The organism is Methylovirgula sp. 4M-Z18 (assembly GCF_037890675.1).
Classification (GTDB): Bacteria; Pseudomonadota; Alphaproteobacteria; order Rhizobiales; family Beijerinckiaceae; genus 4M-Z18.
Window position 1 is genome coordinate 4,139,674 of the sequence record NZ_CP149574.1, and the last position, 9,794, is coordinate 4,149,467.

Genomic DNA, 9,794 nt, shown 5'->3' on the forward strand with positions numbered 1-9,794 from the left:
CTCCTCATCACGAACACATGCGCGCGCGCCGTTAGACCGTCGGCGGCTTCGTCTTGCGCAGATAGGGCAGGATCGCGTCAAAGGTGCCGAAACGCGCGGTGGCGTCGGCGTCCGAGACCGAACCCGCGATCACGACGTCTTCCCCCGGCACCCAGTCCACCGGGGTCGAAACCGGGAACTTGGCGGTGAGCTGAAGCGAATCGATGGCGCGCAGGATCTCCGCGAAATTGCGGCCCGTCGTCATCGGATAGGTCAGGATCAGCTTGATCTTCTTGTCGGGGCCGATGACGAACACCGACCGTACCGTCTGATTGTCGGCCGGCGTGCGCCCTTCCGACGTATCGCCGGCGGAAGCCGGCAGCATGTCATAGAGTTTGGCGATCTTGAGATCCCGGTCGCCGATCATCGGATAATTGACCGCATGGCCCGTGGCCTTGTGGATGTCGCCTTTCCACTTGTCGTGGCTCTCCACCGGATCGACGGAGATGCCGATGATCTTGGCGTTGCGCTTGTCGAACTCGCCTTTCAGGCCAGCCATGGCGCCAAGCTCGGTCGTGCAGACCGGTGTGAAATCCTTGGGATGCGAGAAAAGCACCGCCCAGCCGTCGCCCAGCCATTCATGGAACACGATCGGTCCATCAGTGGTGTCGGCGGTGAAATCCGGTGCGATGTCATTGATGCGAAGACTCATATCCCTACTCTCCTTTGGTGGATTCGGTTTGGCGACGAGGCATTCATCATAAACCTCATCCCCGAGACACGGCGGTTGGCGATCCGACACGATTGGGCGTACCAAACCGGTTCAAAGCGCTGGCATAAAATCATCAGTTGCCTCTTTTGAAGACCGGAGAATTATACCACGAATCCGAGCGCTATCGGCTTTCTTGATGGGCCACCTCGATCATGCGCCGCGTGCCGGCCGCCACATCGTAAATATGGAACGAATTCATGTTCCGTCCATACACATGAAGGCTGACACACATCTCCCGCTCCGCTGCGACGCCGGTCATATGGATATGATCCGGATTCGGCACGAAACTGGTGACGGAGCCGGGATTGAGCAGGATCACCCCGCCGCGGCGCAAGCGGATGCCGGTATCCCGCGTGATCTCGCCGTCGGCCGCCATATAGGACCGCTCCTCAAGCAGGCCCTGGACGATGCCGACCACGCCCCAGCTGCCGTGATCGTGTACCGGCGTCCATTGCCCCGGCAGCCACACCAGCGCGAACAGCGACAGGTTTCCGTCGTCGGAAATATGAATCGCATTGCGCTCATAGTGCTCCGGGTTGGAGCGGAAATGCGCAGGCTGGAGGAAGGATCTGTCGGAGTCGAGAAGGCGCCGCATCAGCGGCGCGATCATGGTCACGCGTTCGGCTGCGTCCTCCGTTTGCCCGATGACGGCATGGGCGTCATCAATGAAACGATCAAGCGCCTTGGTCATGATATCCCCCGATCATGGTCGTCGATCTGGCCGGCCCGATGACGAAGTTGCCGGCCAGGTCATTTCACCGAAGTCTCAGTCGCGCGGCTGGGCAACCACGCGCAGATACGGCTTCAACGTCTTCCACCCGTCGGGATACTTCGCCGCGGCCGCTTCGTTGGACACTGAGGGCGGGATGATCACATCCTCGCCGGGCTGCCAGTTGACCGGCGTCGCCACCGTATGCTTGGCCGTCAACTGCAGCGAATCGAGCAGTCGTAGCACCTCGTCGAAATTGCGGCCGGTGGTCATCGGATAGATCAGCATCGCCTTGACCTTCTTGTCCGGCCCGATGACGAAAACCGAACGCACGGTGGCATTGTCGGCCGCGGTGCGGCCTTCCGAGGTGGTGCCGGCGCCTTCGGGGAGCATGCCATAGGCCATCGCCACCTTCAGCTCGGTGTCGCCGATCATCGGATAATTGACCGCATGCCCCTGGGTCTCCTCGATGTCTTGCGCCCACTTGGAGTGATTCTCCACCGGATCGACGCTGAGGCCGATGATCTTGGCGTTGCGCTTGTCGAATTCCGGCTTCAGGCCCGCCATGTAGCCGAGCTCCGTCGTGCAGACCGGCGTAAAGTCCTTGGGGTGCGAAAACAGGACGGCCCAGCCGTCGCCGATCCAGTCATGGAACGCGATCGGTCCATGGGTCGTGTCCGCCGCAAAATCCGGCGCCATTTCGTTGATGCGAAGTGTCATGTCGTTGTTCCCCTGGCGTTTTTGTAAACCGGTTCACGCAGCACCGGCGATCGGCCTCACTGAGCATCCGCGTGACTATGCATCCGGGTAAAGGTGGCGGACCGGAATTCACCGCGCCTCGTCTCCATACGCGGCGGGGACGAGGGCGGACTATGCAATTCCGGCACGAACGGAGGAACTTTCACGGATGCCGGTGACGGCGAATCAGACTATGCCCCGGCCGTCGTCGCATGTCGTGAACGCGGGCGGAAGAATTTCGGAGAAATTTACAAAAATGAAAGATAAGCTCGTTGCTGATGACGACATACGTTCTCGGACCCTTTCGGCTGGACACGCGGGGCGAGCTGCTGTTGCTGGGAGACGAGCCGATGGCGCTCGGCCGGCGCGCAGTCGCGGTGTTGCGCGTGTTGATTGAACAGCGCGGCGCACTGGTGCTGAAAGACGCGCTGATCGAAGCAGCCTGGCCCGGCCAAGCGGTCGAGGACAGCAATCTTACGGTGCAGATCGCGGCCTTGCGGCGCGTGTTGGGCGCCGTACCCGGCGGCGAGCTCTGGGTCGAGACCAGGCCTCGCCGCGGCTACCGGTTCGTGGGCCCCATCGGCGCGGAAGAGCGTGTGGGCGAGTTGGCTTCCGCGCCGCGAGCAGATGCAGCGCCGGCCCCCATGCCAATGCCGCAACACCGCGCCACCGATGTTGCCGGCAATGCCGACGATGGCTCGGCGTTTCCGGACAGACCGTCCCTGGCGGTCCTGCCGTTCCAAAACATGTCGGGCGATCAGGAGCAGGAATATTTCGTCGACGGCATGGTGGAGGAGATCACCACCGCGCTCGCGCGCATCCGCTGGCTGTTCGTCGCCGCGCGCAATTCAAGTTTCGTCTACAAGGGATCAGCCGTCGACGTGAAGCGGGTCGGGCGCGCGCTCGGCGTGCGCTACGTGCTGGAAGGCTCGATCCGCAAAGCCGGTGATCGCGTTCGCATCACGGCGCAGCTCATCGACGCGGTCACCGATGCGCATCTCTGGGCCGATCGCTTCGATGCGACGCTCGAAGACGTCTTCGGCCTGCAGGACAAAATCGCATCGAGCGTCGCCGGGGTCATCGAACCGACCTTGCAGGTGGCCGAGGCGGCCCGTTCGGCCAACCGCCCGACCGCCGATCTCACCACCTATGATCTCTATTTGCGCGCCTACGCATTGGTCTGGTCGTCGGCGCGGCAGATCGCCGAAGCGCGCCGTCTGATGGAGCAGGCGATCGCGCGCGATCCCCACTACGGACCGGCGCTCGCGTGGGCAGCCGTGTGCATCATGCGGCTGATCTTCGACAGCCGCAGCGACGACCCGACCGCCGACGCGCACAAGGGCATCGCCTATGCCCGGCGAGCCCTGGAAGTGGCCGGTGACGACCCGGCCATCATCACCAACGCCGCCTTGGCCTTGGCGGGCTTCGGAGAAGATATCGATGCGATGATCGCCCTGGTCGACCATGCCTTGGTGCTTAACTCGAATTTCGCCCGCGGCTGGCTCCTCAGCGGCGTTCTCCGGAACTGGTCGGGTCAACCGGACATCGCGATCGCGCATATGGAGACAGCCATCCGCCTCAGCCCCCGTGCCCGTGTCGGTACGTCGTGGTTCTCCGTCGGTGCCGCCCATTTCTTCCGGCGGCGCTTCGATGAAGCCGCGCCAAAGTTCCGGCTGGCGATCCAAGAGGATGCATATTATCCGGAACCGTACCGATTTTTGGCGGCGTGCTATGCTCACATGGGTCGGATTGACGACGCGAAGGAGATCGTCAGACGGCTTCGTGATGTTTGCAGCGTCGTGATTCCGGACGCCGCGATGTGGCGCGATCCCGGGCAGCGTGCGCTTTATCTGTCAGGCCTCCAGATCGCTACCGGCGAGACCGGCTGATCGTCGTTGCGATGCGGACGATGCCATTCCGGCGCGAAGAGGAACTTTCGTGGACAACTGCGACGGCGTCTTTCGCTGCAAAGTTTCCGAAGGGCGTTCTCCGAAACGAACGCGATAGGCCTGGGCAAAACGACCGAGCTCCCAGAAGCCGTATTGCATGGCGACACCAGTCACCAACGTCGCGGCCGGATCGGACGCCAGCAACCTTTCGCGAACCCGGTCGAGGCGGCGCTTGCGGGCATATTGCATCGCGCTCTCGCCGAGAAATTCCTGACACGCAAGATTGAGCGTTCGCTCCGCCACGCCGACCGCGGCGCAGATGTCGCCCACCGACAACATGTCCTCCGGACGCTCTTCCAAAGCCCGTTCGAAGCGCGCGACGATCTGGCGATGGCGGCCGAGCGCGGCCCGGTCGAGTTTCAGCCGGCTGTGGAGGAGGCAGAAGAGGAGCGTATCGAGGAGGGCGCCGGACAGCGCCTTGGCCGACTGGGGCGCAGCGATGATCCACGGCGTCTCCCGAATGATGCGCGATATGTCGTGCGTCAACCCGACAAGCTTCGCCATGGCGGTCTCGGGCACCAGAAACATCCGATCATCGTCGAGCGACGCAACATGCTCCACACCCGCCAATTCCAACCCACGCGCGGCAAGCAGATCGAAGGACATCGAGATGACGCCGGAGGCCCAAGGCCAGCCCGTCGGCGAACTCGTCACCATGCGCGCGTTCGGTCGCAAGTGGAAGATATGGTCGCCGAAGAGATCCCTGCCTGAAACGCGACGGACGGTGCCGGGTTCGATGGCAAACATGAATGTATGTCCGTTTGCTGTCACGCCGGATTGGGAAATCGCCACGGTGAATTTGCCGATGGCGATGCTGAGGCCGTCGAAAACCGCACCCGCCAGGCTCGCATGAAAGTTCTTAGCCGCTCGCCCCAGCGGATGGGGACCGTTCGTCCACGACATCGTGCCACGGATCGCCTGTGCCATCGCCTCCGGATGTGAGAAGGTGCCGAAAGAGCTTGAGGAAGGGATTTCGGCTCGCCGTGCGGACGTCATGATGATGCGGGTACCCGGATATGCCGCCGCCGGCGACAGACGGCCAATCGGTCTGGAAAGCGCGACGCAGCTCTCCGCAGGAGGATTAATATCGGCCTCCGGCGAACAAGCATGTGGTCCGTGCCACAGATCATGTCATTCGCCAGCGAAGCGGCTCCCAGATTCGGTTTGAAAGCGATGCCACCGGTTTAAGGCCATCAGGGCGACAGCCTTTCCAATGGAGTCAAGGCACTCTATTCAGGGACCAAGAGCGGGGCTACGTGGACAAAAGGATACTCATAAGCCGCCGTGAGCGGCGATTTCCCAAACGCAAAAAAGTCCTATTGGGGTCGGTGCAGGGCTTTTTCGAAAAGGTTGGTTGCCGAGTGTGCGACGAGCGAAGACGATCCGGATCCTAGTTGGCATTCAGCGATGTCGCGCCTCAATGTTAAGATCGCAGTCACCAGCGCAGCGCCTTCTTGCCGATAACATAGCCGGCGAGGGTCACAATCAGGACTGCGATGGAATACCACGTGATAACAAAAAGGGGACTGTCGTCGTCGCAATGCGCGGCATAGAAGGTCGCACCAATCCCGCTTGCGGCTAAACCCGCGACCGCACCCGCTAAGCCTGGGTTCGTCGGAGCGCCCTGGCGAAGAGCCACCAAAAGGCAGCCCAAGGGCCCGATTGCGAGCAGTGGCAGCAAGCTCAGGCAGAGCCGCGCGTTGTGGCCCATCAAACGAACCGTCCACTGATCTTCTGGCACCGTGACAAGCTCGAAGATGACACCGCCAAGGAGCAAGGCGGGTACGATCGCAAGCGAGCGCATCCGGCCTGCGACCAGCGCGCCCGGACGGCTCAGCTGAGCCATGGCAAGAGTCGCCGTGATGGCCAACGCGATGGTGACGACGAACTTGTATAGGAAGTGTGCGCTCTTCAGGGCTTGAGCAATGTCCTGTCGAAATCCAATTCCTGCAAAGAACAAGGCGCCTGCGAGAACAATGCCGCCGCCCACCGCCGTCGCGAGGATCGAGCGAAAGCGCCATTGCCGGGAGGAATCCGCCGCGAGCAGATTTATGAACTCTTCAGTCTTCACGAGCCTGCCCCCGATAGAGATTACCTAAGGTCCGCAGTGCGCGATGAAGGGCAACCCGAACGGCTCCTTCCGTCATCTGGAGACGGCGCGCCGTCGCTCGGATACTATCTCCGTTGATCGATATCGATCGCACAATCTCCCTCTGCTGCAGCCTCAAATGCTCAAGGAGCGTATCAACGTCGCGGCCCGTGAGATCCGGAGCATAATTCTCGGCTGGCAATGTGTCTATAATGTCCTCAATCGGAACGCTGACGTAGTGTCCGCGCCGGCGCAGAATGTCGATCAGCTTGTTTCGTGTGATTGCCGCGACCCAGGGACCAACCGGGCGCGTGTCGTCCCAGGTTGCCTGCTTGAGGTGGATTGAAAGCAATACCTCTTGCACGATATCTTCGACCTCATTCTCCGATGCGCCGAGTGTCCGACAGCGCGAACGGGCCACAGCGCGTATATGTGGCGCAACTGACACGAGAAAGCGCCGATATGCGGCAGCGTTTCCGGCCATCGCTTCGCGCATCCACGTCGCCCAGTCTCTCTCTCGGCACGATACGGTCACCTGGCACCTATTACGCAGTTTCCGTCCAGATTGTTACAGCTGGGTGCGATTAAGCCCCATCTTACCTGCCCCGTTCCGCCTGATTTCATATAACCGAAACCTCTCTTAAACTGAACCGCATCGCATTTTCGGGACGCGCACGAATGAGCGCCGGCGCTCGTGCCTCGGCGGGAGTCTCCGATTTCCCTGTTGCGAGTCGCCTCGTCCAGCGATGGCAAAAATTTTAATCGCCCGTGCTGTAACAAGTCTCCTTCGCGGTCCGTATTGCTGTCGTGTCCTGTTTGGGCACGACCCAAAATTCATCTTGGAGTGACCGCATGTCCATAAACAAAGTCGTGAGCTCGGCCGTCCTGGCCGGCGCCCTTACCTCAGCCTTCGCCTCGATGGCGAATGCCGCTCCCCTTACCAAGGCGGAGGCCGCAGCCGCCATCGCCGCTCACAAGGAGAAGTGTTTCGGTGTGGCTTTGAAAGGCCAGAATGATTGCGCCGCCGGCCCCGGCACCTCGTGCCAGGGCACTTCGACCGTCGATTTTCAGGGTAATTCTTGGAAATTTGTCCAAGGCGGGACCTGCACCTCGATCGTTCTGCCAAACGGTGGGCATGGCTCCCTGAAGCCGATTTGATCGTACGCTGCCGCGACCATCAGGATCGCCGGAAAAAGGAAGCTCATCATGAATGCCAAAGCCGACGTCTCCGTCACATCGGCCTATCCCCGCCGCTTTCCGGTGTTTGCAATCGCGGGGCAAGCTGGGACCAGCTTCAAGCACGAGCATCTTCCGGCGATCCTTGCTGACCGGAAGCCGAGGGGCTTCTTCGAGGTTCACGCCGAAAACTATATGGGCGCAGGCGGCCCGCCCCATCAGGCACTCGAAACGATCCGGCGCGACAATCCCATCTCCCTGCATGGCGTGTGCATGTCGATCGGCGGTCCGCAGCCGCTCGATATCGCACATTTGCACAGGTTCAAAGAGCTCATCACGCGCTACGAGCCAGCACTCGTGTCCGAGCACCTCGCCTGGTCGACGCACGGCACGACCTACTTCAACGACCTCTTGCCGCTCCCCTACACGGAGACGACGTTGGATCGGGTATGCGCCCATATCGACCAGGTTCAGGAGGCGATCGGACGGCCGATGCTGCTCGAGAACCCCTCAACCTATGTCGCGTTCTGCGAGTCGACGATGAGCGAGACGGATTTTATCCGCGCCATCGCCCGGCGCACCGGATGCGGCCTTTTGCTCGACATCAACAACGTCTTCGTCTCCGCGATCAATCACGGCTTCTCGGCACGCGACTATCTGGCTGAATTCCCGCTCGCGAAAGTCGGTGAGGTCCATCTCGCGGGTCATTCGGAGCAGACCGACGACGAGGGCGATCTCTTGTTGATCGACAGCCATGACGGCCCTGTCGCCGACCCTGTTTGGGACCTATTCGAAAGCGTCATTGGCAGATGTGGGCCCATTGCCACGTTGATCGAATGGGACGGCAAAATTCCAGATTGGCCAATTCTTAAAGCGGAAGCTCTCGCCGCACAAACGATCCTCGATCGCTATGCGGACCAACCATTACAGGACCAAATCCGTGTTGCATGACTTCGTACCCCACGATCGGATGCTGCATGAAAAGTCGTATGCCGCGAATTTTTCATCGGCGCTGACCAACCCCGAGCGGGAGACGCCGTCGAATGTCGTCGGCCCAAACGGCAAGGCGGCCCTCAAACGGTACAATGTCTATCGCAACAATGTCACGGTCAGCTTGATCGACGCGTTGGCGGCGATTTATCCAGCCGTCCAGCGCATCACCGGTATTGATTTTTTCCGCGCCATGGCGCGTTTCCATATTCGCGAAACGCCGCCGACATCGCCGCTGCTATTTGAATACGGCCGGGACTTTCCTTCCTTCATCGAACGATATGAGTATGCAAAGTCCATGCCCTGGCTTGCGGACACCGCCAGAATCGAAAGGGCCTGGCTTGATGCCTATCATGCAGCGGATACCGCGCCGCTCGCGGCAGGCACATTGGCCGCGGTGCCGCCAGATCGGTTGGCGGACATAACCTTCGTGCCTCATCCAGCGACACGCATTGTTCGCTCGCCCTATGCGGCGGCAACCATCTTCGCAGCCAATCGCGATGCGGAACCGGTACGCTCCATTGATGCCTCGAACCCGGAAGACGCGTTGATCACCCGACCCGATTTCAATGTCTTTGTGCGCCACCTGCCGCGGGGCGGAGCGATATTTATAGATGCGCTCTTCACCGGACGACCGCTCGGCGAGGCCGCGGCGGCCGCGCTTGAAGCCGTGCCTGCCTTTGACCTTGGCGCCAACCTTGCAGGAATGGTCGAGGCCGGCGCCTTCACAGCTCTCAAATTCGGTGACGCATCATGATGACAACGGAACGACATGGGGCAGTCGGAAGGACAACGAACGCGATCGCCGATGGTGTCGAGAGGGCAAGCCACCTGATCCAAATGGCCGCGCAGCCTTCTCTCGTCCAGCTCGTCTTGCGCTGCGCACTCGCCGTGCCCTTCTGGCGTTCCGGCATTCTCAAATGGGACGGGTTTCTACAACTCAACGACACGGCGGTCACGCTCTTCAGCGACGAGTTCATGCTGCATCTGCCAGGCGGCCCTTATCCTTTCCCGGCACCAGCTACCATGGCGTTTCTCTCAGGCTTGGGCGAGATCATTTTCCCTATTCTCCTGATCCTCGGGATCGGGACGCGCTTTGCCGCATTCGGTCTTCTGCTCATGACCGCGATCGTCGAACTCACCGTGCCCGACGGATGGCCGATCCATTTGACGTGGGCAGCCATGGCTCTTGGGATTATGGGATGGGGACCGGGAATGGCGTCGCTCGACGCGCTCATAAACAAAATCTGGCGAATCCGAATCGTAGATCGGGCATAGAATCAACGACGCATTGAGAACGGGAATGTCGGAGCTGGAGCTTCACTCATCTACTCTGCGCGAACGTTCGATGCGCTCGATCCGAGCAGCACACCGAAGCAGAGCGAGAGCTGA

Annotated in this window: 11 protein-coding genes; 5 read left to right on the forward strand and 6 right to left on the reverse strand. The window is 60.9% G+C overall.

Features of this window, described 5'->3' with window-relative positions; translation table 11 throughout:
- Positions 1 to 31: 31 nt before the first annotated feature.
- The 3 genes from V9T28_RS19110 to V9T28_RS19120 form a co-directional block, all read right to left on the reverse strand.
- Positions 32 to 691 (reverse strand): peroxiredoxin, encoded by a 660-nt coding sequence (locus V9T28_RS19110; protein WP_116402610.1) that lies wholly within the window; start codon positions 689 to 691, stop codon positions 32 to 34.
- Positions 692 to 872: 181 nt separating this feature from the next.
- Positions 873 to 1,442 carry a cysteine dioxygenase family protein gene (locus V9T28_RS19115; protein WP_116402611.1) on the reverse strand — a complete coding sequence of 190 codons (570 nt, stop codon included), beginning with the start codon at positions 1,440 to 1,442 and terminating at the stop codon, positions 873 to 875.
- 75 nt (positions 1,443 to 1,517) lie between these two features.
- Positions 1,518 to 2,180 (reverse strand): peroxiredoxin, encoded by a 663-nt coding sequence (locus V9T28_RS19120; protein ID WP_116402612.1) that lies wholly within the window; start codon positions 2,178 to 2,180, stop codon positions 1,518 to 1,520.
- Positions 2,181 to 2,548: 368 nt separating this feature from the next.
- Between V9T28_RS19120 and V9T28_RS19125 the strand changes: the two genes are divergently transcribed.
- Positions 2,549 to 4,087 (forward strand): winged helix-turn-helix domain-containing tetratricopeptide repeat protein, encoded by a 1,539-nt coding sequence (locus tag V9T28_RS19125; protein WP_158554895.1) that lies wholly within the window; start codon positions 2,549 to 2,551, stop codon positions 4,085 to 4,087.
- Here the strand turns inward: V9T28_RS19125 and V9T28_RS19130 are convergent.
- From V9T28_RS19130 to V9T28_RS19140, 3 genes are all read right to left on the reverse strand, one after another.
- Complete coding sequence (locus V9T28_RS19130) at positions 4,052 to 5,074, reverse strand: AraC family transcriptional regulator (RefSeq protein WP_158554896.1); 1,023 nt, start codon at positions 5,072 to 5,074, stop codon at positions 4,052 to 4,054. The genes V9T28_RS19125 and V9T28_RS19130 overlap by 36 nt on opposite strands.
- 508 nt (positions 5,075 to 5,582) lie before the next feature.
- Positions 5,583 to 6,218: an NrsF family protein gene (locus tag V9T28_RS19135; RefSeq protein ID WP_116402615.1), complete on the reverse strand. Its 636-nt coding sequence runs from the start codon at positions 6,216 to 6,218 to the stop codon at positions 5,583 to 5,585.
- Positions 6,208 to 6,732: a sigma-70 family RNA polymerase sigma factor gene (locus V9T28_RS19140; RefSeq protein ID WP_245424230.1), complete on the reverse strand. Its 525-nt coding sequence runs from the start codon at positions 6,730 to 6,732 to the stop codon at positions 6,208 to 6,210. Before V9T28_RS19140 ends, V9T28_RS19135 begins: the two co-directional genes overlap by 11 nt.
- A gap of 356 nt (positions 6,733 to 7,088) precedes the next feature.
- On the opposite strand from V9T28_RS19140, the gene V9T28_RS19145 reads away from it, so the two are divergent.
- Genes V9T28_RS19145 through V9T28_RS19160 form a run of 4 tightly spaced genes read left to right on the forward strand, consistent with a single transcriptional unit; the run spans position 7,089 to position 9,680 of the window.
- On the forward strand, positions 7,089 to 7,394 hold the full coding sequence (locus V9T28_RS19145) for a BufA1 family periplasmic bufferin-type metallophore (protein WP_116402617.1): 306 nt from the start codon (positions 7,089 to 7,091) through the stop codon (positions 7,392 to 7,394).
- 48 nt (positions 7,395 to 7,442) lie between these two features.
- Positions 7,443 to 8,363 carry an MNIO family bufferin maturase gene (gene bufB, locus V9T28_RS19150; RefSeq protein ID WP_116402618.1) on the forward strand — a complete coding sequence of 307 codons (921 nt, stop codon included), beginning with the start codon at positions 7,443 to 7,445 and terminating at the stop codon, positions 8,361 to 8,363.
- A gap of 19 nt (positions 8,364 to 8,382) precedes the next feature.
- Complete coding sequence (locus tag V9T28_RS19155) at positions 8,383 to 9,159, forward strand: HvfC/BufC N-terminal domain-containing protein (protein ID WP_116402619.1); 777 nt, start codon at positions 8,383 to 8,385, stop codon at positions 9,157 to 9,159.
- The gene (locus tag V9T28_RS19160) at positions 9,156 to 9,680 is read left to right on the forward strand and encodes a DoxX family protein (protein WP_116402620.1); all 525 of its coding nucleotides are present in this window, start codon (positions 9,156 to 9,158) and stop codon (positions 9,678 to 9,680) included. Before V9T28_RS19155 ends, V9T28_RS19160 begins: the two co-directional genes overlap by 4 nt.
- Positions 9,681 to 9,794: the final 114 nt, after the last annotated feature.

Excerpts from the sequence above, each read along its gene's own strand:
- V9T28_RS19115 (WP_116402611.1), bottom strand. The coding sequence starts at position 1,442 with ATGACCAAGGCGCTTGATCGTTTCATTGATGACGCCCATGCCGTCATC.
- V9T28_RS19160 (WP_116402620.1), top strand. The coding sequence starts at position 9,156 with ATGATGACAACGGAACGACATGGGGCAGTCGGAAGGACAACGAACGCG.
- V9T28_RS19145 (WP_116402617.1), top strand. The coding sequence starts at position 7,089 with ATGTCCATAAACAAAGTCGTGAGCTCGGCCGTCCTGGCCGGCGCCCTT.
- V9T28_RS19155 (WP_116402619.1), top strand. The coding sequence starts at position 8,383 with ATGCTGCATGAAAAGTCGTATGCCGCGAATTTTTCATCGGCGCTGACC.
- V9T28_RS19130 (WP_158554896.1), bottom strand. The coding sequence starts at position 5,074 with ATGGCACAGGCGATCCGTGGCACGATGTCGTGGACGAACGGTCCCCAT.
- V9T28_RS19110 (WP_116402610.1), bottom strand. The coding sequence starts at position 691 with ATGAGTCTTCGCATCAATGACATCGCACCGGATTTCACCGCCGACACC.
- V9T28_RS19125 (WP_158554895.1), top strand. The coding sequence starts at position 2,549 with ATGGCGCTCGGCCGGCGCGCAGTCGCGGTGTTGCGCGTGTTGATTGAA.
- V9T28_RS19120 (WP_116402612.1), bottom strand. The coding sequence starts at position 2,180 with ATGACACTTCGCATCAACGAAATGGCGCCGGATTTTGCGGCGGACACG.
- V9T28_RS19140 (WP_245424230.1), bottom strand. The coding sequence starts at position 6,732 with ATGCGCGAAGCGATGGCCGGAAACGCTGCCGCATATCGGCGCTTTCTC.
- bufB (WP_116402618.1), top strand. The coding sequence starts at position 7,443 with ATGAATGCCAAAGCCGACGTCTCCGTCACATCGGCCTATCCCCGCCGC.